At 44.7% G+C, this 25,680-nt stretch carries 17 protein-coding genes; 10 read left to right on the forward strand and 7 right to left on the reverse strand.

The genetic code is table 11. The annotated features are described in order from the left end of the window. Window positions 1–580: 580 nt before the first annotated feature. Window positions 581–1,537 (reverse strand): heme o synthase, encoded by a 957-nt coding sequence (locus MAS10914_RS0110080; protein WP_017315809.1) that lies wholly within the window; start codon window positions 1,535–1,537, stop codon window positions 581–583. 131 nt (window positions 1,538–1,668) lie between these two features. After that, window positions 1,669–2,652 (reverse strand): COX15/CtaA family protein, encoded by a 984-nt coding sequence (locus MAS10914_RS0110085; RefSeq protein ID WP_017315810.1) that lies wholly within the window; start codon window positions 2,650–2,652, stop codon window positions 1,669–1,671. A gap of 910 nt (window positions 2,653–3,562) precedes the next feature. On the opposite strand from MAS10914_RS0110085, the gene MAS10914_RS34060 reads away from it, so the two are divergent. From MAS10914_RS34060 to MAS10914_RS0110115, 5 genes are all read left to right on the forward strand, one after another. Then, a complete protein-coding gene (locus MAS10914_RS34060) occupies window positions 3,563–3,721 on the forward strand; it encodes a hypothetical protein (protein WP_156818125.1) in 159 nt (52 codons plus the stop codon). A 407-nt stretch (window positions 3,722–4,128) separates the two neighbouring features. Then, on the forward strand, window positions 4,129–5,739 hold the full coding sequence (locus tag MAS10914_RS0110100) for an NAD(P)H-quinone oxidoreductase subunit 4 (protein ID WP_017315813.1): 1,611 nt from the start codon (window positions 4,129–4,131) through the stop codon (window positions 5,737–5,739). 226 nt (window positions 5,740–5,965) lie between these two features. Next, a complete protein-coding gene (locus MAS10914_RS0110105) occupies window positions 5,966–7,048 on the forward strand; it encodes a cytochrome c oxidase subunit II (protein WP_017315814.1) in 1,083 nt (360 codons plus the stop codon). A gap of 58 nt (window positions 7,049–7,106) precedes the next feature. Beyond that, complete coding sequence (ctaD, locus tag MAS10914_RS0110110) at window positions 7,107–8,843, forward strand: cytochrome c oxidase subunit I (protein ID WP_017315815.1); 1,737 nt, start codon at window positions 7,107–7,109, stop codon at window positions 8,841–8,843. A 92-nt stretch (window positions 8,844–8,935) separates the two neighbouring features. Continuing rightward, window positions 8,936–9,559, forward strand: coding sequence for a cytochrome c oxidase subunit 3 (locus MAS10914_RS0110115; protein ID WP_017315816.1), 624 nt, complete (start codon window positions 8,936–8,938; stop codon window positions 9,557–9,559). A gap of 411 nt (window positions 9,560–9,970) precedes the next feature. Here the strand turns inward: MAS10914_RS0110115 and MAS10914_RS0110125 are convergent, their stop codons facing one another. Then, entirely contained in the window at window positions 9,971–11,662 is a 1,692-nt protein-coding gene (locus MAS10914_RS0110125) for a potassium channel family protein (protein ID WP_017315818.1), read from the reverse strand. Between the two features lie 210 nt (window positions 11,663–11,872). Here MAS10914_RS0110125 and MAS10914_RS0110130 point away from each other — a divergent pair, with 210 nt between their 5' ends. Then, window positions 11,873–12,433: a hypothetical protein gene (locus MAS10914_RS0110130; RefSeq protein ID WP_017315819.1), complete on the forward strand. Its 561-nt coding sequence runs from the start codon at window positions 11,873–11,875 to the stop codon at window positions 12,431–12,433. Window positions 12,434–12,463: 30 nt separating this feature from the next. On the opposite strand, the gene MAS10914_RS0110135 is transcribed toward MAS10914_RS0110130, so the two are convergent. Together MAS10914_RS0110135 and MAS10914_RS0110140 are read right to left on the reverse strand one after the other, a co-directional pair. Further along, on the reverse strand, window positions 12,464–13,645 hold the full coding sequence (locus tag MAS10914_RS0110135; RefSeq protein ID WP_017315820.1) for a low temperature requirement protein A: 1,182 nt from the start codon (window positions 13,643–13,645) through the stop codon (window positions 12,464–12,466). Between the two features lie 62 nt (window positions 13,646–13,707). After that, entirely contained in the window at window positions 13,708–16,266 is a 2,559-nt protein-coding gene (locus MAS10914_RS0110140) for a sigma 54-interacting transcriptional regulator (RefSeq protein WP_017315821.1), read from the reverse strand. Window positions 16,267–16,773: 507 nt separating this feature from the next. Between MAS10914_RS0110140 and MAS10914_RS0110145 the strand changes: the two genes are divergently transcribed. The 4 genes from MAS10914_RS0110145 to MAS10914_RS0110160 all read left to right on the forward strand — a co-directional run bounded on the left by MAS10914_RS0110145 (window position 16,774) and on the right by MAS10914_RS0110160 (window position 21,093). Next, window positions 16,774–18,171, forward strand: coding sequence for a sensor histidine kinase (locus tag MAS10914_RS0110145; protein ID WP_026082457.1), 1,398 nt, complete (start codon window positions 16,774–16,776; stop codon window positions 18,169–18,171). A gap of 200 nt (window positions 18,172–18,371) precedes the next feature. After that, a complete protein-coding gene (locus tag MAS10914_RS31530) occupies window positions 18,372–18,566 on the forward strand; it encodes a type II toxin-antitoxin system Phd/YefM family antitoxin (RefSeq protein ID WP_017315823.1) in 195 nt (64 codons plus the stop codon). 54 nt (window positions 18,567–18,620) lie between these two features. Then, on the forward strand, window positions 18,621–18,839 hold the full coding sequence (locus tag MAS10914_RS31535; protein ID WP_017315824.1) for a Txe/YoeB family addiction module toxin: 219 nt from the start codon (window positions 18,621–18,623) through the stop codon (window positions 18,837–18,839). A 127-nt stretch (window positions 18,840–18,966) separates the two neighbouring features. After that, window positions 18,967–21,093, forward strand: coding sequence for a pentapeptide repeat-containing protein (locus MAS10914_RS0110160; protein WP_017315825.1), 2,127 nt, complete (start codon window positions 18,967–18,969; stop codon window positions 21,091–21,093). Between the two features lie 83 nt (window positions 21,094–21,176). On the opposite strand, the gene MAS10914_RS29925 is transcribed toward MAS10914_RS0110160, so the two are convergent. Together MAS10914_RS29925 and MAS10914_RS0110170 are read right to left on the reverse strand one after the other, a co-directional pair. Further along, window positions 21,177–22,787 carry an MFS transporter gene (locus tag MAS10914_RS29925; RefSeq protein ID WP_051151118.1) on the reverse strand — a complete coding sequence of 537 codons (1,611 nt, stop codon included), beginning with the start codon at window positions 22,785–22,787 and terminating at the stop codon, window positions 21,177–21,179. 141 nt (window positions 22,788–22,928) lie between these two features. Beyond that, complete coding sequence (locus MAS10914_RS0110170) at window positions 22,929–25,505, reverse strand: two-partner secretion domain-containing protein (RefSeq protein ID WP_017315828.1); 2,577 nt, start codon at window positions 25,503–25,505, stop codon at window positions 22,929–22,931. Window positions 25,506–25,680: the final 175 nt, after the last annotated feature.

The raw sequence follows: 25,680 nt of genomic DNA on the forward strand, positions 1-25,680 counted from the left end.
ATGGCGCAACTTCACACAGACACAATTTGCTTATCCAGATAGGAAGGTTCAAAATTCCAAATTTTTTACAGCAGTTTCATTTTCTCTGTAGCATACGCACAATTGAGATAATTAAGGGGCTTGGTTGCTCGGGACTACTTATACGAATCGGTAAGCCGTGATTCTTCAGTTTCTAGACCAATTAAGCGATAAATGAAATTTAAAACTGTTTTCATTGTTTTCTCCTCAATTTTGTAATTTGTGTTCGTCGATATATATATCCTCAACGCGTCTGCTTGCGTTTCCAGAAATCAACGATTTATTTTTTTGCAAGTTGGAGAGCGTCTCTTGGAATGACGTGTTGTTATTGCAACTACTGTGAATTTGGCGGAGGTCTTCTATGGAGGAGGGCAAAAATAAAAACCCCCTTGCCTTCATGTTAAGGGGGGAGGTTATCTTATTTTCCAGCCATGAGCAGACTAATTATTAATAGGTGGAAGCGAAATCGACTTATGCAGAGGCGTGGATTTTACTTCCTCAAAAGTCAATATGGTGTAGAGCGATCGCCCTTTAGGCGATCGCCAAAATTTACAGCTAAGTCTTAGCCTACAAGTAGATGCACCTTATCTACCACAACGTCAATCACATGATGAGTGATGGGAAGGCTATCAACTACCATGGCAAGACACAACAACATCATGTATGAGATGGAAAAGAGAAATAGCCCTTTAGCTAAGTTACGGTCTTCTGGATTTTGCAACAATTGCCAAGCTTTGTAAGTAAATAGTCCCCCTAGCCATAAGGCAACTGTCCCATAGACAATCCCACTTACCTGTAAGGGATAAACCAGTAAAAACGTTGCTGCTACCGTAATTAGGGTGTAGATCCAAATCTGGCGTACTGTTACTGTAGTCCCTTCTACCACTGGTAGCATTGGTACGCCAACTTTTGCGTAATCATCCCGAATCATCAAAGCAAGCGACCAAAAATGAGGCGGTGTCCACAAAAAGACAATCGCAAAGATTAACCATGCTGCCCAACTTAACGTACCTGTCACAGCAGCCCAACCTACCAATGCCGGAATTGCACCTGCTGCCCCACCAATCACAATATTTTGAGTGCTATGGCGTTTTAAGAGATGCGTATAAATTAGTACATAGAACACAATGCCCGACATTGCTAGCAGGGCGGCTAGTAGGTTGGCAAATACGGAAAGTAAGGTAAAGGAAACGACAGCCAAAGCGCTAGCAAAAATCAGAGCATCTCGCGACTGGATTCTACCGGAAGGCAGAGGACGATGGCGCGTGCGCTCCATGTCATAATCAATATCTCGGTCATAGACACAGTTAATCGTCTGGGCGCTAGCAGCTGCCAAAGTGCCACCAGTAAGAGTAACTAGCAACAGCAATGGGTTCACCTCTCCCTTAGCTGCAATCCACATACTTCCAGCAGTAGTAATGAGTAGCAAAGGGATAATCCTAGGCTTTGTTAGCTGGTAGTAGCTTTGAATAACTTGTAGAAATGTTTGATGGTGGCGAGAGACATTAGTCTCAATCATTTTGGCACTATTTCCTTTGTTCAACAACTTAATAAGTTGCTCTGTTCAAATTGGCACAGAGCTGTACAGACGCTTTGATCAGAGCGCGTCTGTACATGAGTTACTCCTAACTTTTCCTACGTTTTCCTACGTTATGGATTCAATCCAGTTGCTTGTTCGCTTGTAGTGCTTGCTTCGATACTGATGCTGGTAGCGTTGATCCCACGACTAGTCGCCCAGTCGCGCAGTGCTAGAACTGTGAAAACGACTAAAGTACCTAGCAAAGCCGCTCCTACAGCTTGGTGAGAGACGGTGAGTGGTTCGACTTGAAGATGCAACCGGAAAGTAGCAACTCCTAAGATAAGTTGTATAATCAATAACCCAGCTGCTACATTTGCCAGTCGTCGTAAAGTAGGATGCAGTGCTGGTGTACGCCAAGAAAGAAACACGACTGCTAATGTTGCCACTGTTGGCGGCACGACACCAGCAATATGACTGTACATCACAGCACACAGTTGAGATATGCCAAAGCATTGGTGTAGCGCCCAGCGAGAACCTACCAAGGCACCTAGTAGACTTTGCAGATAAACCAAAATAGCTGCTGTTAAACCAACATACGGCAAGTTACCAACGGTTCCTGTTCCTTGGTAGGGAATGAGTGCGGTGCCGATGACCAATAGCGTCGTGAAAAATAACAGCGCTGTTCCTAAGTGGGCAGTCACTATATCAAACCGCAAAAGTTCAGTTACAGTCAGTCCGCCCAAGACACCTTGAAAAACGATTAAAAATAGGGCGAATGTCGATGCCCAAGGAAGCCATTTAGGTAGAGAGCGACGATGCCACCAAGACAATCCAACAAGTGCGATCGCGCTTACACCAATCAATGCCGCATCCAACCGATGAAACCACTCCAAGAAAACCTGGAAATTCATTTGCTTGGTTGGCACAAGTTCCCCATAGCACAAAGGCCAATCAGGGCAAGCAAGCCCAGCATTCATCACACGGGTGGCACTGCCTATTGCCATCAAAATCAGGGTGGCTACACACATTCTCCACACCAAGCGACGAATTCGTTCCTGTGGAACCTGCTGCGGCGCAGTCGTTATGTTTTGTTGTTCTAGGACAAATTCGCTCATGAAGGATACCTTCTGCCGCTCTTTAAGAGCTATCTACGTTCCAATATTTGTCAGTACTGAACAGAACGGACAGTTGCCTCAACGAAGGTTCCCCCCGCACGGCACTGTCCTCCACTGTGCAACGGTGGGGGAACCCTCCGTGCCTCCTAAAGAAGGAGCTGAGCGCCAAAGGCGCACGCTACGCGTTAGCGTTTGCGTAGAGTGCCCAAAGGGCTTAGGGCATAGTTCCGAGCCTCGCTCCGCTTCGGAGCTAACGCGCTTCGCAGGAAACCTCCGCTCGGACAACTCTTGGCACGCAAGTGTCCTCCCCTTCTCCACCTTAGCGTATCTACCAGGTTTGAGATTGGCTCTACTATACTGTGAATCACCATAGCTACTTTTAGCGTGAAGCTTTAGATATTTTTCAACTTGTGCGGAGTTGATTGTCATTTATGGCTATTTCTCTAACTTCGTTTCATTTTTTCTTAAATATTGTTGTAGCTTTACACCCATTTTCCGGATCTGATAAAACCTTTCTCCTCTATATTGGGAGATGGTTTATCTGATACCACAATATTTCTTGCCTCAAGCCCTTCTCATTATAGAGAATATTCTTTCCTCCTTGACTCATAGGAGAATTAGAATTCCTCTAGAAACTGAGGATGAAACTTTTATTAGGTAAAATTGCACATTCTGTCTATTTTCAAAAAGCTTTCTACTTTGTCACGAGTTTGTCACTACTTTAAGCTTATCCTTTAAATTAAGTTCGATAAATCAAGCAGCGTGACTTGGTTAATACTCCAAGTTTATGGCGCCTGGCATCTGCCCTACGAGATTTGATTAACCAACAGACATCTCACAATCTTTGTTACCTGTTAGGTAGCTGAGTTTGTCGTTGTCAAACCAAAAGTAATCCCAAAAAAAAGGCAGTATGATGCACTACAACAACTTAGAATCCCGTGGAGAAAACGCACTGGTTTACGAAGTCATAGTTGAAGTAGCAGGTGAAATTTTCGTGATGCAGAGAAACGTAGGTCTGGTCAATAATAAGCAAATGTCTATCACATACAAATACCAAGCAGAGCCGTAATCATTTTTTAGTTTTTATCCGCAAATCCTTCGCAAAAGTGGCTTAAAACCACAAGGGTGAATAACCTCAAAAATGTTGCTTGTACAAATTTAATTCTGTCCAGTCTCCTTTTAATACGCTGCGGTTCTGTGTTTCATGACGGTGAAAATATGAGTCTTCTTTTCTCAACAGACAGTTTTTCTACTGCCTTGACAGCGTATCGCTTTGGGATACTACTAGCTTTTTTGTCTTTGCGGTTGCATTTCCTAACAAAATTTGGCTATTCCCAAATTGCGTCTAACGTGAATAGCGCTCTTAACAAATTTGATGACTACACAACTCGACTGCACATAGAGTTGTAACTGTAGTTGCTCGAATCAATCTGCGAAAGCCATATGTGCATTTTTCATTAATGAGCAAACAAAACCATGCTTAATCAATTTCCCTGGCTAACTACAATTGTTCTTTTTCCACTACTTGCTGCTTTGCCTATTCCATTCATTCCAGATAAAGAGGGGAAAACTCTCCGTTGGTATGCTCTGGGAGTAGGGATAGCAGACATAGCCTTGATCACCTATACCTTTTGGAAGCACTACGACTTAAAAAACCCTACATTACAACTAGTTGAAAGTTATCCCTGGATACCCCAGTTAGGTTTGAATTGGTCTGTGGCGGTCGATGGACTCTCAATGCCTTTAGTGCTGCTAACAGGCGTAATAACGACCTTGGCAATTTTGGCAGCTTGGAATGTCACTGAGAAACCGCGCTTGTTTTATGGTTTGATGCTGGCGATGTACAGCGCTCAAATAGGCGTGTTTGTTGCCCAGGATTTGCTGTTGTTCTTCCTGATGTGGGAACTAGAACTCGTTCCTGTGTACTTACTCATCTCCATCTGGGGAGGGCAAAAACGGCGCTATGCAGCTACCAAATTCATTCTCTACACTGCCGCTGCATCAATATTCATCTTGGTAGCAGGCTTTGCAATGGCATTCTCTGGAGATAGCGTCACCTTCGATATGGCAACTCTGGGGATGAGGCAATATCCCAAAGCTTTTGAACTGCTAACTTATGCAGGTTTCTTGATTGCCTTTGGTGTGAAGCTGCCGATTTTCCCTCTACACACTTGGCTCCCTGATGCTCACGGTGAGGCTTCAGCACCTGTTTCGATGATTTTGGCAGGCGTGTTGTTGAAGATGGGTGGTTATGCGCTCATCCGCATCAACGTGGAAATGCTTCCCAATGCCCATGTTTACTTTGCCCCAGTGTTGGTCATTTTAGGTGTGGTAAACATTATTTACGGTGCTTGCTGTGCCTTTGCTCAAACCAATCTCAAGCGCCGCTTGGCTTACTCTTCCATTGCCCACATGGGGTTTGTGCTGATTGGGATTGCCTCCTATACAGAACTTGGCATCAGTGGTGCCATGCTGCAAATGGTTTCCCACGGTTTGATTGCCGCAAGCTTGTTCTTCCTGGCTGGAGTCACTTACGAACGCACCCACACCTTGATGATGGATGAAATGGGGGGACTGGCGAAGGTTATGCCTAAGACCTTTGCTCTGTTCACTGCCGGTGCAATGGCTTCTCTAGCGTTACCAGGGATGAGTGGCTTTATTGGTGAGTTGATGGTGTTTTTGGGCATGACAACGAGTGATGTTTACAGCCCTACTTTCAATGTTGTGGTGCTGCTGCTGGCAGCTGTGGGGCTGATTTTAACTCCTATTTATTTGCTTGACCTACTGCGCCAAGTGTTCTATGGTCAACAGAATTCAAAGTTAGTGATTGAGAAATATTTTGGGGATGCCAAGCCACGTGAGGTGTTTATCACTGCTTGCCTGTTGCTTCCCATCATCGGCATTGGCTTGTATCCGAAGTTGATGACTCAGACATATGATAGGACAACGATGGTCGTAGCCGCCCATGCCCGTCAGGTTCTGCCAGTTATCGCCCAGCAGGAGCCATCAAGTCTGTACTCCCGTCTTTTTCAAGCACCGACATTAGCCACTTCTGAAGTACAAGATTTAATGAGTGTTGCTGAGTAAATATCTGTTCTGCCTCATGTTGAGACAACTCATATAGTCTTTAAGCTCTTCGACCTGTAGAAGTCGAGGAGCTTGAAAGCTGCACATAGTTTGAAAATAAAAAAATCAGCCTAAAAATTAATAAAAATTTTACACCTAAACTCTCCATGTCTTTTAGGCTGGACTACTGTAGTAAATGAGTGAGCAGCTCTGTGCAACGTAGTAAAGTCGTTAACTCCTTTAACCCGTGAAAATTCCAAGTTCAATCTGGACGTTACTCATTGGCATTTTGCTGACCCTCGTCAGCCTGTGGTACGGTCAAAATCATGGTCTCCTGCCGACAGCAGCCTCCGAGGAAGCCACCCTAGTGGACGGTCTGTTCAACGCGATGATGGTCGTCTCCACAGGTATCTTTCTAATTGTCGAAGGTGTTCTGGTATACTGTGCCTTTAAATATCGGCGGCGTGCTGGTGACGATACAGACGGACCACCAGTTGAGGGCAACGTACCTCTAGAAATCCTCTGGACGGCGATCCCGGCTATTATCGTCCTTGGTATTTCAGTTTACAGTTTCGATGTTTACAATGAAATAGGCGGCTTCAATCCCCATGCTGTGCATGAAGCTCCTGTCACCCCACAAGCAATGAAAATACCAGGGGCAGCTATAGCGGCAACTTTAAGTGATACACCCCCAAGCACAGAACCCAACCTCAATCAGGAAAAATCTGATGAGGCAATGCAAGACCCAGCCACAGCATCAGTCCGCAATGCTGACCAAATTCCCCAAAAGCAGAATGCTCCCGGCATAGGGAGTGTTGCTCCCACGATTGGTCCTGTTCCTGGAAAAGAAGGCAAACCACCCGAATTTGTAGTGAACGTCACAGCTTTGCAGTACGCCTGGATTTTTACCTACCCTGAAACAGGTGTTACTTCTGGGGAACTGCACGTTCCTATGGGGCGCGAAGTGCAAATGAATATGACAGCAAACGATGTTATTCACGCCTTTTGGGTGCCAGAGTTTCGCCTGAAGCAAGACGTTATCCCCGGTCGGCAGACCGAAATTCGCTTTACCCCAAGCAAAGAAGGAGATTATGCACTCATCTGTGCAGAACTGTGCGGTCCTTACCACGGTGCTATGAGGACACAAGTTGTTGTCGAAACTCCTCAAAAGTTTGAACAGTGGATGCAAGAACAGCAAGTAGCCAGCGCTGAAGTGCTAAAGCAAGCAGTTGCTGTTAATCCTACCGAGCTATCCCCACATGAATTTCTTGCACCTTACACCAGCGAGATGGGAATTCATCCAGAAATCGTACAACAAATTCACAAGTAGTCATTAGTCATTAGTCATTGGACAAAGGACAACGGACAACAAGGACAACTAAGTTTTTATGACACAAGCACAGGTACAAGAAACAGCCAATATCCCTGCTCTGATTGAGGAACCAGGGGTAAGGCATTGGCGAGACTACTTTACATTTAACACCGACCATAAGGTAATTGGGATTCAATACCTAGTCACAACGTTCATCTTTTACTGTATTGGCGGGGTTTTGGCTGAATTGGTTCGCACGGAACTGCGAACCCCAGAAGTGGATTTTGTCAGCCCAGAAGTTTATAACAGCTTGTTCACGCTGCACGCCACGGTCATGATTTTTTTGTGGATCGTGCCGGCGGGCGTGGGGTTTGCTAACTACCTGATCCCGTTGATGATTGGGGCAAAGGATATGGCATTCCCACGCCTAAATGCTGTTGCTTTTTGGATCATTCCCCCTGCTGGGTTATTGCTCATTAGCAGTTTACTGCTGGGCGATGCACCAGATGCGGGTTGGACTTCCTATCCTCCCCTGAGCCTGGTAACAGGTCAAGTGGGTGAGGGAATTTGGATTATGAGCCTGCTGCTGCTGGGTACATCTTCGATTCTGGGGGGACTCAATTTTATCGTCACCCTGATCAAGATGCGTACCCCAGGTATGGGTTTCTTTCAAATGCCATTGTTTTGCTGGGCAATGTTTTCTACTTCAGCACTGGCTCTGATAGCTACGCCAGTGCTAGCATCTGGTCTAATTCTGCTGGCTTTTGACTTACTTGCAGGAACGACATTTTTTAACCCGACTGGCGGTGGTGACCCAGTAGTTTACCAGCATATGTTCTGGTTTTACTCCCACCCAGCAGTTTACATCATGATTTTGCCCTTCTTTGGGGCAATTTCCGAGGTGATCCCCGTTCATTCCCGCAAGCCGATTTTTGGATATAAAGCGATCGCCTACTCTAGTTTGGCAATCAGCTTTTTAGGTCTAATCGTCTGGGCGCACCATATGTTCACCAGCGGTATCCCCGGTTGGTTGCGGATGTTCTTCATGATCACCACAATGATTATCGCCGTACCCACAGGAATTAAGATTTTCAGTTGGTTGGCAACCATGTGGGGTGGGAAAATCCGGCTCAATAGTGCCATGCTGTTCGCAATGGGCTTTGTCGGGATGTTTGTGATTGGTGGTATCAGTGGCGTCATGTTAGCGGCGGTACCGTTTGATATTCACGTTCACGACACCTATTTTGTGGTAGCCCACCTGCACTACGTTCTGTTTGCGGGTAGTGTTCTCGGCATTTACTCGGGAATTTACCACTGGTTCCCGAAAATGACGGGGCGGATGCTAAATGAATTTTGGGGTAGGGTTCACTTTGCCTTGACTATCGTTGGTCTAAATCTGACCTTCTTGCCCATGCACAAGCTGGGGATGTTGGGTATGAACCGTCGTGTTGCCCAGTATGACCCCAAATTCACGTTTCTGAATGAACTTTGCACCATAGGTGCGTATCTGCTAGCGGTTTCGACATTCCCCTTCATTTTCAATGCGATTTGGAGTTGGATGTACGGACCCAAAGCAGGTAATAATCCCTGGAATGCACTGACCCTAGAGTGGATGACGACCTCACCGCCAGCAATTGAGAATTTCGACCAACTGCCGGTACTGGCTACAGGTCCCTACGACTATGGCTTGGAACATGCTAAAGAGGGTGTACCCTTATCCGATCCCAATCCAGTCTTGTCTGCCGGTCCTAACTCAGTATTACGCGCCGCTCCTGACGAGCCATATCCATCTATCGCTGCTGAGAAAGAATAACGCTGAGCAATGATGAATTATGAATGATGAATGCTAAAAGATTTCTTCATTCATAACTCATAATTCATAATTCACAATTCAATGGAAGATTCATGCAAAGCCAAACTATTGACCCAGCTAAGGCTGACCTGAATTATCACCACCATGCCACAGCAGAGGCTCATCACGAAGAACATCCGGATCATCGCCTCTTTGGGCTGATTATGTTCCTGGTTGCTGAAGGGATGATTTTTATGGGGTTGTTCGGAGCCTATCTGGCTTTCCGTTCTACACTACCTGTTTGGCCTCCAGAAGGCACACCAGAATTAGAACTATTGCTACCCGGAGTTAACACCATTAACCTGATTGCTAGCAGTTTCGTCATCCACAATGCCGATACCGCTATCAAAAAGAACAATGTGTGGGGAATGAGAATTTGGTTCGCCATAACTGCCGCGATGGGTATCACCTTCCTGGTGGGCCAGGTGTATGAATACACCCATCTGGAATTTGGTCTCACCACCAACTTGTTTGCCAGTGCATTTTATGTCTTGACTGGCTTCCACGGTCTGCACGTTACTATTGGAGTTTTGGCAATTCTTGCTGTATTGTGGAGATCGTTTAAAAAGGGTCACTACAGCCAAGAACATCACTTTGGTGTAGAAGCCGCCGAAATCTATTGGCACTTCGTTGACGTGATTTGGATTATCCTCTTCGGTTTACTGTATTTACTGTAGAGACTAATTGTTCTCTTCACTTAATAAAAACCCCATTAGGGGTTTTTTTGTTTTTTTAAGAACTGAAATGAGTGAAAATCATATTAGCAGACCGTTACAGAAGTGTGTTGCGTGGATGGAAGGCGTTTAGTGTAGGAGCTAAAATTTAACAAGACACAAGAGTTCCGACATCATCTTCTGTAGCAGTTCCTTCAATCATTTCTTGGAAAAAGTGATTTTTGGTGGACGTAGGGCTGGAGATTCCGGAAAAAGGATGTTTTTTGTAAATAGTTAGCGAGATGATTAACTGTATCAATATTTTGGGCTAAAGCTGGAAAATTATCAGCTAAAAGCATAGAAAGACGTTGCATTGCAACGTCTCTACATAAGCAATCATGTCTGCAAACCATCTTATGTGAACCGTATTGCCCCCTAACTTGCCATCACCTGCGACGGCGTATAACGCCACAACTGATATAACCGTGTCGCTGGCATCGTTAGATACAAAATATCGCCGCCGCTGAGGCTTGTTTCCAATAAATCCCAGCCGTGAATAGTTTGGCTGTTGGTTTCCAAGTACAAAGGAACAAAGTCAGCGGACATGGCAACATCTTTCATCTGCTGACCGCAAAAGGGGTGTGATGGTGTAATCAAGGTTGCAAAAGCTACCCAAAGACTATCTGCTGTGATGCCGTTGCCGAGTATTTCTCCACCCAATGCGGCGGCGGCAAAGGCTGGGGCTGCCAGTTCAGCAGGACTCAAGACTGCCTCGAAATCAAATACTTCTTGTGCCATGCGGGCAAAATCGGGATCTGCATAATGGACTATTACTGGTACATTGGGTGTCATGCATTTTGCTTTGAGGGCAATTTCTAGGTTAGTCGCATCGTTCCCAGTCACGGCAAGCACTGCTGCAGCACAATCTAAATTGGCGACTTTGAGTGTGGCTGAGAAGCTAGCATCTGCATAAATGACGGGAATACCGACTCCACGGGCAGTGTTGACGTATTTGTTGTTAGAGTCGCGCTCAATGACGACCACCTCATGTCCGCTAGCATAAAGTTGCTGGACAATTTTTATACCAATACCACTCAATCCACAAACGATGTAGTGATGGCAGTGGGGGACTCGTGCTGCATCCCAAAATTGCTTGAAGCGGGTTCCCAAAATAAAATCGTTGAGCAACGCGTACCAAACACCAAACACCGCTACCCCAATTAACATCATGACAACGGTAAATAATTTAATACTATTGGGAGCGTGTTCTATCAGATTGTCATTACCACCTGCTCCGGTGAGCATACCTACAGAAAAATACAGGGCATCGACAACAGACATTTTCAATTCACTTGACACGTAGGTGAGTGTGGCAATCAGAATAATCACGAGTAGTACCATAGCCCCCACCAGCACTGATTGAGCGTGTTGCTTAAACTGCCGCAAATTAGTCAGGACTTTCAGAAGTTTTGCAATCAGCGATTTGCGGGTAGAACGGACACGGGGTTGGGTACCAACGATGAGGCGATCGCCCACCCTTAACTCTTGTCCGGACAACACCGCAGCGACCAAATCCATCTCACCTTTTACTGGGATATAGTAAATCAGCATCCGTGAACGGTCGTTCCACAAATCACTCAGCTTGCGACCTAGCCACGGATGATTTTCATCTATATATTCTTCGTGAATAGGCCAAGTTTGTTTAAAGAGTTTAATTTGTCCAATTGCTTGGTTTCCTAAAGCCGCAAAGGTGAAAACTGGTGCTGCCAAACCTGCAACACTCATAGTCAAGTGGTTGGGAACACTTTGATCGAGGCGATCGCCCAAATTTGTATTAAAAAAGCGGTTGATAATCCGAATTCGCGGATTCAACACCCGCGCTTGCATCATAATTGACAAATTCAGTTCATCATCAGGTCCAGCTATCACCAAAGTGTGCGCCTGATGAATTCCCGCTGCTGTCAGGGTACTAGCTGCGTGTAAATTGCCAACAATCACATCTCCTGCTGCTTCGCCTGGAATGGGTTGATGATGAATGCCAACGACTAATGCCCCCTGTTGTCGCAGCAAACGAAAGACTTTATATCCGGTGCGACCTAAGCCACAAACAATGATTCGAGGTTTCATGTAATGGCAGCATGACTTACGGGAAAAGCTGCATTATGAGACATTTATTCCCATTCTTGCTCATTTATCTTTGGTAGAACTGTAGCTGACAACACGATAAGTTCAAATTTTAGGACACTTTCACAAAACGACGAAAGTCAACGATACTTTATGGTGAAAAACTGCTGATATAGCAACGGACAAGAAGCTTAGGACAACAATCAATTCACAATGTACGCTGTTGAAGGTGTCTACCGCCGACTTGTCCTAACGGCTTTGGCGACTGCTATAATGAAAAATTTAGCTAAAATAATAACTTTTTGTGGAATTTTATCCCCTATAGTTGTCGCAGGAATGATGTCTGCTACAGCACAAAGCAAGCAATCCCAAACAGCACCGGAACCCCTAACTACACCCAATGTGACGCTGAAAGTGCAGCGTAGTTCTGGAACTTGCCCAAAAACAGTAGGATTGTGGTGGATTACACTACCTTATGAAGGCGGTGCTGAACATACGGTGATTGCAGATACTAGAGCTTTTGCGGACTCAACTAAGTTAGTCTCAGCAACGAATAAGCAGTTTGTGGAATTCGTTTCACCCTTACGCAGTAACTACGCTTCCTGCGTTGGGCAAACGCAAGCGCAAGAATATACTTTCTACAATGTGCAATTCAAGAACAAGCAGGCTTATTTCCGTGTAGACTTGCGAAAAATTAACGCACCTGCTACCGAAATCACATACAAAACTGTAGTGGCTTCCCGTCCTTTTGTACGGTGGGCAATTGCAGACTAAGTATTCAAAGGGTTGCTGCAAGGGACAAGACTAAATTTCTGGGTCAACCAAGCGGGTCGTAGGACGACTCTGAGATAAATCTTGCACCACTTGCATAGCACAAACTACAGCTACAAGCCCAATGACCGCAACAGGTAACAAACCTTTGCCAAAAAATGCGATCGCCAGGATAATAGGCACTGCCCCAAGGCGAAACTTGGTACGGATTTTACAGTAACGGATGACCCCTACACGGTGGAGAATACCTAAACCTAGGTAGCATAGCGCTACAGAAGCACAAAGCAGCCAACGAACAGTATCGGGTAGTGCGATCGCTGGCTTACTCAATAATACGAGTTCTACGGCAACTCCGGTAGCAGCAATGCCCATAACGAGAGGTAGATGGGTGTAAAGCCAGACATTGAAAATGGCTATTCGTCCTTCTGTCCGCGCCCTCTGAATAGGTGTGCCACCGAGGTTGTCAAAATAGACCCACCATAAGCTAAAAGCGATACATAAACCGAAAACTGCGGCGATTACGGTTAAAATATCCCAGTTCTGCTCAGAAACTCCATCGACCACCGCGACAACTGCTTCGCCCAAGACAATCATAGTAAACAGCCCGAAACGCTCTGGCAAGTGGGAGGAGTGGGGAGGTAATTCTAACTGCAGCTTGCGTGCCGAGATGGGTGTAGCGAAGTCAATAATCAGTCCCAATGTCCAGAATACAAACCGCCATGGACTTGGTACAAATGCTGATATAGCCCAAAGGATAGCAGCTATTGCAAAACCTGTGGCGTAACGATTTGTCAACGGACGTGCTGTAGGAATGTGCCATCCAGCGCGGACGTATTCAATGACAAGCACAACACGACCAAGAGCATAGGAAAGGGCAAACCCAGTGCAACTTTCACCCAAGCCGTGATGGACGTTAACAGCAAGTCCAGCAATGGCAAGCATCTGCACAGCAGTCAATAGCCGATGTGCCACGTCGTCGCTATCAAACCGGTTGGCGTAGAATGTGGTGCCAATCCATGACCACCATACGGGTATAAAAAGAGCTACAAAGCCCAACACTCCTGATAGTGAAACATGATCGTGAAGATAGTGGGCGAGTTGAGAGACTGCAACGACAAACACCAAATCATAAAAAAGTTCTAGCCAAGTGGCGCGTCGTTCTTCTTCGCTGTCTTCTCCAATACGTAATCGTGGTGGTTCTAGAAAACTTGCCATATTGGTAATTGGTAATCGGGAAATGGTTTGTAGTAAGCGCTTAAGCGCTCACTACAAACTTATTAACTAGATACAATAATTGCCCATAGACTAGCTCCCAGCGTAACAGCTGCTAGGTGCTGCCAAAAAAGCGATCGCGTCGGCTGACGAGCAATTTTTTGTGTTAACACCACCGATAACAGGACTGAAAAAATCAGGGTAGTACCTTGCAAAAAGGCAACCACAGCTGGATGAGCCACAAGTATAGGTAATTGTTCACCATTTAAACCGAAAGTGGCAACAGTTACGGGGAGAATACGCCCTCCTTCACTCAAGCCCAAACGCAGATAATGAGCTAAGTTTCCTCCTAGTACAAGTGGTAAGTACCCATAGGCAAGCTCTACAAATCGTCGCGGCTTAGGATTTTGGGATGTAGATTTTAAACCTTTGTTACTTATATATAGTATTTGCATCACGCCATATGCCAAAAAAGGGATAGCTACTGGGATAATCAGAGCCAGTAAAGATAATCCTAAGTGAGGCAAAAACTGGGTTAAATCCAGATGTAACCCTAGCCAAGATTGCAATTTCGGTAAGTGATGGAGATATACTCCCCCCAACAGTAAAAACAATAGTGCCACTTCGTAGCTGTGGGGTACATGAGTTGTCCACAATTCAATCCCCGGAGGACGTAAATTAAACTCAACCGAACGATGGGGACAAGCTTTCAGACAAGTCATGCACAGCACGCAGTCTCGATTATCTTGCAACTGCGCTGGGTGAGAGTATAACGGACACCCACCAGTTTCCATACCCTCGCCCTTTTGCGGTCCACCCTTGTAGCATTGATATGTGGTACAAGTGGCAGAACAAATACCTTGTTGCGCCCGTAATTCGGTCATAGAGAGTTTGGCAAATAAACCATTCATTCCACCAATGGGGCAAAGATATCGACACCAAAACCGCCGCTCAAAAATGGCAGAGAAAATCATTGCCCCAGCAGTAATTAAAAGCAACAAACAACCAGAAAGATATGCCGTATTCTCTAAATTCCAAAGTTCTTCCCATAAGAAAATGAGAGTAAACAGCCCAAAGAGAAACCATCCGCCCCATTTTTCAGCCTCCTGTCTCGGCCAACGTTTGAGTTTTCCAGGAAAGAACTTTTGGGAGAACTTTTGTGTAATTTCCCCATAAATCATGAAGGGACAGATAGAACACCAAACGCGACCTAAAAAGGGAAATGCGAATAGGAAGAAGGGCCACCACCAAGCCCAAAATAAATTTAAAGCAAAATTGCGATCGCGTGTTTGCGGACCAAGAAATAACACTGCGACAAGGAGGGCAAACGCTGTTAAAGTAAAACCGTAGTTGATGCGATCTGGCCACCAAGGACTGCGAAGAAACTTTCGCAAATTGGGATAAGCATTCAAAAGATTTACCCGAAATTGCTTTTTCTTGGTGTCTGCTGACCAAAAAATTTCTTCTGTGAGTTCTTTTGCCTCCCCTGCTTGGACTATCGCCCGTTCCACCAGATTTTGCAACTCTTTTAAGTTGCCTGGAAAATCATAGGACTGCAAGCGACGCAAAGCTTCCGGCGTGACTTTCGGTCGTGCAATACCTCTCGCTCGCGTGTATAGACTAATGTAGTATTCTATCTGCGCTTTAATATCAGCTTTCCGCACCCGCAGTGGTGGCACTTTGATAACTTGACCAACAGCACGCTCAATTGCTGGCTGAATTTTTTCTGCAACTATCAAGATGCGAGCATTACTGACGCGGGGTTCGGGGGTTGGTTCTCCCGAACGACTTACAGGGGTGTATTTGCCCGTTTTTAACAAGTTTGCTAATGCTGGCAACAACTCCGGGGGTGTTTCTTGAATGTTGTTCAGAACTAAAGTGCCTTCCCCCAACCATTCCAGCAGTCCTGGTTTGCCTCCAGCACGACCAAACAAATCAGTACCGCTCGTCTGGAGAATACCACAGTTCACTTTGATAATTGGTTCTCGCCGCTGTTTGGAACCGAAGTGGATCAGTGCTGCTATAATGTCTTTTCCTAACCCTGGTTCGCCAAAAATTAACACTGATTTGCGCTCATCAGCTGCTTCTCGAATTTCTTGTCTCAAACGCACAGCATAGCGACTTGTCCCCACAATTCCGCGCTGCGCCTTGGTGACTAAATAGGGTCGCAACGCTGTGGAACGTTCTTGTTCATAGGTAAGAGCAGATGTCAGTTGAGCTAATTCTTGAGCCATCTGGCGAGAAACAGCCTGAGCAATTTCAGGATACTGGCTGACGAGTTCCCGAAATTTAGCCGCAGCCACAACCCACAAGTGGGATTCTGTGACTGTTGTAATTGTACGCTGCGCCACTTCATCCAACAGGAGTTCTTGCAGGTGAATAACTGCCCCAGGGAGGAAACCAATAGCTAAGGCAGGGTTGGTTTTATTGCTGCTATCGCTTTCCAATTGACCTTGTTGGAGAATATAAAGCGCTTCTGGAGGAGTCCCTTCAGTGACTAAATGGTAGTTTGCTGGAAAAACTTGTTCTTGTATAACTTGAGCTAGCGCGCTCAACACCGCAGGCGATAAAATTCCTAAAGCTGTGCGTTCTTGTAGCCATATTTCTATTTCTGGAGATGTCATGATTATTTCTCCTACTGAGCACTGCCTGATAAAAGGATTATCTCTGAAAGGAGTATCAAAAGACTTGTGGTTAAATTAAGGTGTATTACGACTGTCCGAGATGTGTGTAAGTGCTATTAGCACAAAATTTTGTCACTTAGATTTGGGAAGGCTAAAAATAACACTACGGCTTGTTCTAGAGAAGCCCAAGAAAGAGAGTTAGACAACCTATGCAGCCCTGGTTCACCCACATTTTGAAGTGTCTTCCTACTTAAGCAGAGTGACTACCTTTTGCCTTTTGATAATATTAAACACAAAAAGCACCCAAATTCATGAATTTCATTTAGTATGTGTCAGCCTTTTGGCAAAAGAAACTCTAGGTTTTGGCTGCTCATACTGATAGTTAATCTCTCTGGAGTTGGGGTAACACCAACACCAGAAACGACCATTAATAATTTCCTTTGTAATTTGTGTATGCACAGCAGAGTGCAACCAGAAACATTTTCTAAAAGGTAAAGGACTCAGAACATGATAACTATGTATGATGTCAAAAATGCAACTGAGCTAAACCTGGGATTGAAGTCTACTGTGCAAGAGTTACCACTTTGGCATATTTACATTGAGATAGACTGTCCTGGAGGTAACTTGATGAAGCTCTTTGAGCAAGAGCCTTTACTCCCAGGAATTATTCTGACAAGGAATCAGCGTTATGTGGGGATGATTTCGCGGCGGGTATTTTTTGAGTACATGACCCGCCCTTATAGTTTAGGGCTGTTTTCTAAAAGGCCTATCGATAATCTCTACAATTTGCTAGAGCTAGAAATTTTTGTACTTTCTGAGGATACGCCGATTGTGAAAGCGACTCAGATGGCACTGCAACGAGCAACCCAACTCGTCTATGAGCCGATTTTAATAGAAGCTGAGTCTGGAAGGCATGGAGTACTCGATTTTTACCAGTTACTCCTAGCTCACTCCCAAATTCATGTCTTAACACTTGCTCAACTACAACAGACAGAAGAGCAATCTAGAATAGTTAGGACTAACTTGCGCGACCTTCAGGATAACCATACACGATTAGTACAGAATGAAAAAATGGCAGCCCTAGGACAACTCGTTGCCGGTGTTGCCCATGAGATTAATAACCCCGTCAACTTTATTGCTGGTAACATTGACCATGCCAACTATAATATTCAGGATCTACTCCAGCTAATCAGCTTGTACCAACAGTACTATCCCGAACCGGCAGCAGAAATTCAAGCTGCAATCAATGAAATTGAACTAGACTTTTTAACTGCAGATCTTCCCAAGCTCCTTACCTCTATGAAAGTCGGCACTGGGCGTATCCAGGAAATTGTCCGCTCGTTACGAAACTTTTCCCGCCTTGATGAAGCTGAGAAAAAAGCCGTTGATATTCATGAAGGTATTGACAGTACCCTGCTCATTTTACACAGTCGCCTCAAGCCTTATTCAGGCTCAGAAAGCATTACCATCATCAAGGAATACGGCAACATCCCTTTGGTCGAGTGCTACGCAGGGCAACTAAACCAGGTCTTCATGAACATTCTCTGTAACGCCATTGATGCACTTGAAGAGGAAATAAAAAATCGGAGGTCAAGATTTGGCAAAGAACAAAACCAAATCCCCAATGTTCAACTCCCAAGCTTCTTGATCCGAATTCGTACTGAGATGGCAGACTCCACCCAGTTAGTCATTAGCATTGCAGACAATGGACCCGGTATAACAGAGGATGTTAAGAAGCATATATTCGATCCCTTTTTCACCACCAAATCTGTTGGTAAAGGAACTGGATTAGGACTATCTATTAGCTATCAAATCGTTGTTGAAAAACACGGTGGTCAAATGTACTGCATCTCTGAACCTGGAAAAGGGACTGAGTTTATCATTAAAATTCCAGTCCTGCGTTAGAATTCACCCTAAATAAAAAAACTTATTTTTTGCAGGAAATTTCAAAAATAACTCTGCTCAAGTCTCGTTATGTCTTAAATAAGGTAAATCAACTTTTTATCATCCTTTGCGATATCTGCCTTTTAGTTCTCCCAATCTCACAAAGGCAACAATTGCACTCGCCAACGCCAAGTCAACTGGATAGAAAAGAGGTTCCAATCATGGATGTTGTTCATGTCAACGACGCACAACAGCACCTTGATGCTGTTATCAATGAAAGTGCAAAATCTCATACACCAGTCATAATTACTGGTCATCAAAATCAAGCGGTACTTGTTGCTCTTGAGGACTGGAACGCAATCCAAGAAACGTTGCATATACTCCAAGTTCCACCGAATGGGAGAGGATATCCTTGAAGGAATGCGTACTCCTGTTGAGGAATGTGTGACCAAAGAGGAGCTTGATTGGTAGTGTGGGAATTACGCTTTACCAAGCGAGCACAAAAAGATGCAAAGAAGCTTGCTGGATCTAGACTCAAGCCGAAAGCAGAAGAGCTTCTTGCAATTTTGGAGCAAAATCCCTATGAAAATCCTCCTTCTTATGAAAAGTTAAAAGGAGATTTGCAAGGGGCGTATTCTCGAAGAATTAATATTCAACATCGGCTTGTATATGAAGTGCGCCGAAGTTGAGCGAGTCGTGAAAGTTCTAAGTATGTGGACTCATTACGAGTAATATCGATGAAAATTTTACAAAATCCGGAATATTACACAGCGAAATTGTATAAAATCTCAGCAACAACCTCTTCATGACCCAGTTATGCCGCCAGACTACTCCGGTCAAAATCTCCGAGGTCGCTCCTTTAAAGGTCAAAACCTGACTGGAGCAAACTTTAGCGGTGCAGATATTAGAGGGGCAGATTTTAGCAATGCTAACCTCAAAGAGGCTAACTTCACAGGTGCTAAGGCTGGACTACAGCGACGTTGGACAATTGGGTTGCTCATAGCATTACTGTTCTTATCAGCATTATCAGGATTTGCCTCCGAGTACGTTATATACGTGCTATACCGCTTGATTGATCCTAATACTGACTTCAGGTATCGAATAACATCTGGTGTTGCTACCTTAGTAGTACTTATATTTTTCTCTTTTCTTACTACTTATAAAAATTTAGATACATCTCTAAACGTCTCAATCTTCATTAGTGCGATCGCTAGTTCTGTTCTTACTGCTACTATTACCACCTTAAATATTGACGACTATAAGCGTAGCAGTGGGGCTGCATTTGCTGGTGTCGTTGCTGCGACTATTGTTGATGCAGGTATTATTAATAGTGCCATAATTATTCTTGGTGCCAATAAAGTTAAATCTTCTATTTTCTGGAGACTTGCTGTTATTGTCGGCTGTGCTGCTTTTTCTAGCTCAATAGTGGTGAGTGCAACAAGACATAATATTGATCATCCATCGTATTTTCGTGTTGTCACTGGTATAGTTATTATCTCTATTCTGATATTGAGCGTTCATATTGCACAGAATGCGATGCAAGGAGATGAAAGATACGGCTTAATTTATAAAAGAGCGATCGCATTTGGCTCTACAGGTGGAACCAGTTTTCATGGTGCTGACTTAACCGATGCTGACTTTACTGGTGCAACCCTCACAAGCACAGATTTCAGAAAAGCAAACCTGACACGCACTTGTTTTTATGAAGCAAAAAAACTTGACTTTGCCCGAGTAGGGGACTCAATATTGGCTAAACGAGCTATTCTCAATTTACTTGTTACTGGCAATGGTCGAGGAAAATCCTATGTTGGTGCTAACCTCAAAGGTGCAAACCTCAGAGACGCAGACCTGAAAGAAGCAAATCTCAAAGACGCTGATATTAGTGAAGCTACCTTCCAAGGCGCTTGTTTAGAGTGGGCAAACCTGACTCTCGCTCAAGCTGTTGGCACTAATTTTACCAACGCTCACATGACTGGTGTTTGTGTGGAAGCATGGAATATTGAAAGTACAACTAAGTTAGATAATGTCGATTGTCACTTTGTCTATCTTCTAGAAAACTTCAAACCTGGAACCGATGATCGCGAACGCCGTCCCAGCAGTGGCGAATTTCAACCAGGAGAATTTACCAAGCTATTTGAAGAAGTTTTAAATACAGTTGATTTAATTTTCCGCGACGGCATAGACTGGAAAGCTTTTGTTACCGCCTTCAAACAAGTGCAAGTCGAAAATGAAGACACGGAACTCGTTATTCAGAGTATTGAAAATAAAGGCGATGGGGTCGTTGTTGTTAAGGTAAATGTACCTCTTGATGCTAATAAAGAAAAGCTTTATCGTGATTTTACGCAAAATTATCCACTTGCACTACAAGCCATAGAAGAAAAATATAAAGCCCAATTACAAGCTAAAGATAAGCAGATAGAAGAGCATCGCCAAAAATATGCGGATATGAAAGAGATTGTTGGCTTATTGGCGAGTAAGCCTGTTAATGTTCAATTTGAAAATAAACTAGATAATAAAAATATGACTAACAGCAATGATGCCAGCCGCAAAATTGAAATTGGCAGTGTCGGCAGAGATTTTAATGCCAGCGGACAAGCTTTGAATTTAGGTGACATCAGCGGTACGGTAATAAATACCATCAACGAGTTACCCAAGTCTCCAGAACCCGAAAAACCGGGAATTAAGGAATTGTTGACGCAATTGCAAGAGGCAATAGAGGCTGAGAAGGATTTACCCGAAGAAGATAAAGCTGAAGCATTAGAACAAGTAAAAACCTTAGCAGAAGCCGGGAAAAATCCCCAAGAAGGGGAGAAGCAAAAAGAGGCGAAAACGGCTATCAAGATTTTAAAAGGGACAATAGCTGGCTTACCCACTGCGGCAACATTGGCTGAGGCGTGTAGTAAACTGTTGCCGCTGATTTCCAAGTTTCTGGGTTTAGGCTAACCCGCGTAGGGGGGTTTTGTTTGTGTAGCCGCGACTTCTAGTCGCCAAAAAGAATAATTTGTAGGTGTGTGTCATTTTATATTTTAACTGTCAGCGCCCCCTACGCCTATCTGTTGCTGCATTTGCCTTTTACTTCTCCCAATCATCACAAAGGCAACGATCGCACTCGCCAACGCCAACCCCACAGCAATAAACATCACCAAGCGAAAACTATCTACAAATGCAAGAGCGATCGCCTGTTTTAACTTTGCACTCAGTTCAACATCCACACCAGCAGGAACTTCAGCACCCGCTAGCTTGATGCGCTGTTCATTCAACTGTTTTTGAACTTCAGGCGGTATGTTTAGTGTTGCTAAACGCCCATTGAGGCTGCGATTAAATGTATTGAAAACAAAGATATTGAAAATGGCGATCGCCAGCAATCCAGCAGTGCGAGCAACAGCATTGTTAATTCCCGAAGCAATACCAGCTTGGCGTTGCTTGACTGCACCCATCACTGTTGTTGTCAAGGGGGCAACGCTCATTGCCATACCCAAACCTAACACGACTATAGCGGGGAAAAATGTTGTCCAGTAACTACCGTCAATTCCTGGGAGAGCAAACAAGGCAAATCCAATGGATGCAATTATCGGACCAATTGTCAAGGGGAGTTTTGCGCCGTAGCGACTGACCAATCCCCCAGACCAACGTGAAAGCAGGAACATAATTACAATAAAAGGTAAGAATACCGCGCCAGCCGCTGTTGCCGAATAGCCTTGCACTTGAATTAAATTGAAGGGGACAAAGTAAAACACCCCACCCAAAGCGGAGTAAAGCAGCAGTGTGAGCAAATTTGCACCACTGAAGGTGCGTGATTGAAATAAAGATAACGGCATCATTGGGGCGCGGTTGTTCACTTCCACAAAAATAAACGCACTCAAGATAAGTGCGCCAACAACCAAGCAACCTAGAACCAGGGGATGGAACAATCCTAGGTGAGATGATTCGATGAGTCCATAAACAATCACCCCTAAGCCGAGAGTTGCCAAAGCAGCCCCCCACCAGTCAAGTCTTGCAGACTCTTCATCGTAACTTTCTGGCACGCGCCAAAACAAAAGACCCAGTACAATGCCAGCGAGGGGAACATTGAGAAAAAATATCCAGCGCCAAGAGACATTTTCAACTAACCAACCACCAAGAACCGGACCAAGTGCCGAGGTAATGGCTGTGAAACCTGACCAAGTTCCAATCGCTTGTCCACGTTGTTCCGCGCTAAATGAGGCGCTAATGATGGCTAAACTTCCCGGAACTAGCAACGCACCACCAATTCCCTGAACTGCCCTAGCTATAATGAGTTGATTGACATTTGGTGACAGACCGCACCAGACTGAGGCTAAAGCGAAGAGGGCAATACCATAGGCGAAGATGCGCCGTCGTCCGAAGCGATCGCCTAATGACCCACCTACCAAGATCAATGCTGCCAGAAACAGGGCATAGGACTCAACAATCCACTGCACATCAGTAGTCGTTGCATTCAATTGTGATTGCAATACTGGAAGTGCCACATTGACAACAGTACCATCAATCATTGCCATGCTCGAACCGAGGATTGTTGCTGCTAGTACCCACCGTCCAACGTTTCTAGAACAGGGGTCAGTGCATGGTGCTGAGCGAATCACTCCCTCATCACACGGCTGTTTGACGATGTTAGCCATTTCAAGCTACGAAGAACGCTATTCCCAAATTTTACTGAAAAGTGGCATCTAGCTTTGATTACATATATTGTTCATGTCAATACTGTGTTTGCTCGTGAGCAGATACTGACAAAACTGGCAAAAAATGAGCAATCATATCCACTACGCTCCACCACAACCAGGAGCCTGCAACTTAGGACTAGCATTGGGTACCACCGCCACCAACTCTACCTTACCATCGGCATCGACAACCCATCCTTGCGCCTCCACAATAGTTTCTTCTGGTGTCTGCCTTCTGTCCGACTGAACTTCTGAGCGGGGGCTTCCGCCGCTCAGAGTTCTCTCTGCCTTCTGTGGCTCTGAAAAATTCCGGGTATCATACCATAAAGTCTGACCTCGTAAGGTATAGTTGGGATTTTCTGGTATTCCACCCCGACCACTGAAGACTAAACTATTATTTTTCGCCGTAGCAGCACAACCTGTAGCAATTCGCTGGGAGGAGTCGGTTAAACTTGTTGGTAGTTTCACTAACCCGCGTGATGGGTCCACATCTACCGTGTCGATTTGCACCGTACCATTAAACTCCGAACCTAGTTCCGAGGAAGCGGTAATGTCACTCTCTGAGGTATCTTGTTCGCGGAACTGGGTACCAAAAATACCTTGAGCATTCACCACCACCCGTCCGCCAAAACCTTTTTGGGCGTTTGCAGTGATGTCGCTATTTTCCACGGCGACTAAAGTATCAGTGGAGATGGTAAGATTACCGCCATTGGAACTGTTAAGGGCATTGGTACTGATTTTACTCCCTTGACGCATCACCAAGTTTTGCGATTCGATAGTGATGTCCCCAAAATCGCCAGCATTAGTATCAGCAGTAATTGAGCCTTGGTTTTTCAGTAGCAGGGTAGGGGCGTTAATTTGAATACTACCCGCTGCCCCTGTGCCTTTGTTATTTGGGTCTTGGCTTTGGAAGTTGCTCACACTAATGGTGGCACCATCGCGAATTGTTAACTGATTAGCAGTAACTGTGATATTGCCTCCATTGCCACTGTCTTGGATAGCGCTAGCAAATAACCCACTACGGCCCAATGTACTAGTACCTACCAACTCAACATTGTCAGCGTTAATTTGCAAATTCCCAGCATTTCCTGAGCCAGTGGTAGCAGAAGCTACTTGACCGCCATCTACAAGGCGTAAACTTCGGGATTGAATATTCACATTCCCACCCTGACCAGTCCCAGAATCTGAAAATCCTGATATCTTTTCCACTGTGGCTGAAATTTGGCTGGAACCTCCTTCTGAGACGCCTGTAACTTCTATATCAGAAGCATTAATATTTAATTCTCCACTTTTACCCAAGCCAAAGGTAGTAGTAAATATCTGAGCGCCTGCTTCAATTCGCAAGCTTCCAGTCTCAATATTTAAGTTACCCCCATTGCCAGTGGCACTTGGATTAACTGGGGAAAATATGCCACTGGCTCCTAAAAAGGAATCGCCGATGGCTTGAATATCTTTAGCTCTCACGCTCAAATCGCCCGCAGAACCAGCCCCAAAAGTTGCACTTTGTATTTGACCACCATCACTCACCTGCAAGTCTTTGGTTTCAATGACGATGTTGCTGCCATTTCCCGTTGCGTCTGGTGCCACATCAGCAAATATGCCACTGTAGTATTGATTATTTGGATTATCAACTATCCCTTGTACCTTCAAAGATTCAGAAGCAAAGACATTCAATGTTCCTGGTGTGCCATTCCCCAAAGTATCTGTGATAACGACTGAACCATCAGTTAGGCTGATGTTTCCACCTCGCAGTTGAATACTACCTGCACTGTTGCCACTGGTATCAACAGATGCTGCATTCAACAATTCTATGTCACCGTAGTTAATTCCTTGTCCTGGTTGAAGTTGTAACTGTTGATTATTATTGACTAAAGAAACTTCACCAGTCTTGACTGACCAAATTTCCACTCTTCCCTCTGGATGTGTGACATTTCCGCCATCCAACACCACATTCCCACCCACCAGAGCTATAGTTTTACCCGTTTGGGTTTCGTTGTGCAGTCCCTGTGGGCGGTTAGTGCGGTCTACGTAACCAGAACTAAAATCGACTAATAAATTGTTGCCATTACCGTTGACACGAATGCTACTGTTAGGATTTGACCCGTATTGCAACCCAATGGGAACGCTAATTGTTAGCACTGGGCTGGCTGTCGGGTTAGTGGCGCTAAATTCTGTACCATCGGCAAATGTCATTTTATCTGCGGTGGTGGCAAAAAAGGAACCGCCGATGTCCAAACTGGCATTTTCTCCAAAGATGATACCGCTAGGATTGAGGAGGAACAGGTTAGCTTGACCGATATCTGTGGTAGCGTTGATCAGTGTTTGGATGGTGCCGTTAATTTCAGAAGGCAACCCGCCAGTGATGCGGGTGATGATGTTGTCAACACCTTGGGAATGGACAAAACGGGCTGTATCCCTTGATTGTACAGAGAAATCTTTTAAGCTGTGGAAAAGATTAGCACCATTACTAGGTTGGGTACCGCCAGTAATTTCATAGACTCCCTCACCAACATTATTGACGTTGGTAGGTAAAGTGCCATCGGGGCTAATTTGGGTTTGCGCTCTAACTGGCAAGGGAGTTTTCACCAGGAGAGAGAGAGTAATAAGAGGAAACAAGTATTTCATTTGTACAAAGGAAATAAAAGCTTTCTGTAAAATTGTTGTCAACTCAAAAAACATATAAGTAATGTTATGTCCGGTTAAATAACCTTAATAAATTCGTAGTGAGGACTAAAGTCCTCTTGCTCTTTGAAAGCAAAGACTAAAGTCCTTACTACAAACAAGTTTTATTATGAGTAATTTCCCGAACATGATATATAGCGTTTCTCATCTGAATGAAGTACTAATTTATCTG

Origin of the sequence: Mastigocladopsis repens PCC 10914 (genome assembly GCF_000315565.1) — a bacterium.
Lineage (GTDB): Bacteria > Cyanobacteriota > Cyanobacteriia > Cyanobacteriales > Nostocaceae > Mastigocladopsis > Mastigocladopsis repens.

What these genes read in the sequence shown, in the direction of transcription:
- MAS10914_RS0110080 (WP_017315809.1), bottom strand. Translation starts at nt 1,537, where the DNA reads ATGATTGAGACTAATGTCTCTCGCCACCATCAAACATTTCTACAAGTT.
- MAS10914_RS0110085 (WP_017315810.1), bottom strand. Translation starts at nt 2,652, where the DNA reads ATGAGCGAATTTGTCCTAGAACAACAAAACATAACGACTGCGCCGCAG.
- MAS10914_RS34060 (WP_156818125.1), top strand. Translation starts at nt 3,563, where the DNA reads ATGATGCACTACAACAACTTAGAATCCCGTGGAGAAAACGCACTGGTT.
- MAS10914_RS0110100 (WP_017315813.1), top strand. Translation starts at nt 4,129, where the DNA reads ATGCTTAATCAATTTCCCTGGCTAACTACAATTGTTCTTTTTCCACTA.
- ctaD (WP_017315815.1), top strand. Translation starts at nt 7,107, where the DNA reads ATGACACAAGCACAGGTACAAGAAACAGCCAATATCCCTGCTCTGATT.
- MAS10914_RS0110115 (WP_017315816.1), top strand. Translation starts at nt 8,936, where the DNA reads ATGCAAAGCCAAACTATTGACCCAGCTAAGGCTGACCTGAATTATCAC.
- MAS10914_RS0110125 (WP_017315818.1), bottom strand. Translation starts at nt 11,662, where the DNA reads ATGAAACCTCGAATCATTGTTTGTGGCTTAGGTCGCACCGGATATAAA.
- MAS10914_RS0110130 (WP_017315819.1), top strand. Translation starts at nt 11,873, where the DNA reads ATGTACGCTGTTGAAGGTGTCTACCGCCGACTTGTCCTAACGGCTTTG.
- MAS10914_RS0110135 (WP_017315820.1), bottom strand. Translation starts at nt 13,645, where the DNA reads ATGGCAAGTTTTCTAGAACCACCACGATTACGTATTGGAGAAGACAGC.
- MAS10914_RS0110140 (WP_017315821.1), bottom strand. Translation starts at nt 16,266, where the DNA reads ATGACATCTCCAGAAATAGAAATATGGCTACAAGAACGCACAGCTTTA.
- MAS10914_RS0110145 (WP_026082457.1), top strand. Translation starts at nt 16,774, where the DNA reads ATGATAACTATGTATGATGTCAAAAATGCAACTGAGCTAAACCTGGGA.
- MAS10914_RS31530 (WP_017315823.1), top strand. Translation starts at nt 18,372, where the DNA reads ATGGATGTTGTTCATGTCAACGACGCACAACAGCACCTTGATGCTGTT.
- MAS10914_RS0110160 (WP_017315825.1), top strand. Translation starts at nt 18,967, where the DNA reads ATGCCGCCAGACTACTCCGGTCAAAATCTCCGAGGTCGCTCCTTTAAA.
- MAS10914_RS29925 (WP_051151118.1), bottom strand. Translation starts at nt 22,787, where the DNA reads ATGGCTAACATCGTCAAACAGCCGTGTGATGAGGGAGTGATTCGCTCA.
- MAS10914_RS0110170 (WP_017315828.1), bottom strand. Translation starts at nt 25,505, where the DNA reads ATGTTTTTTGAGTTGACAACAATTTTACAGAAAGCTTTTATTTCCTTT.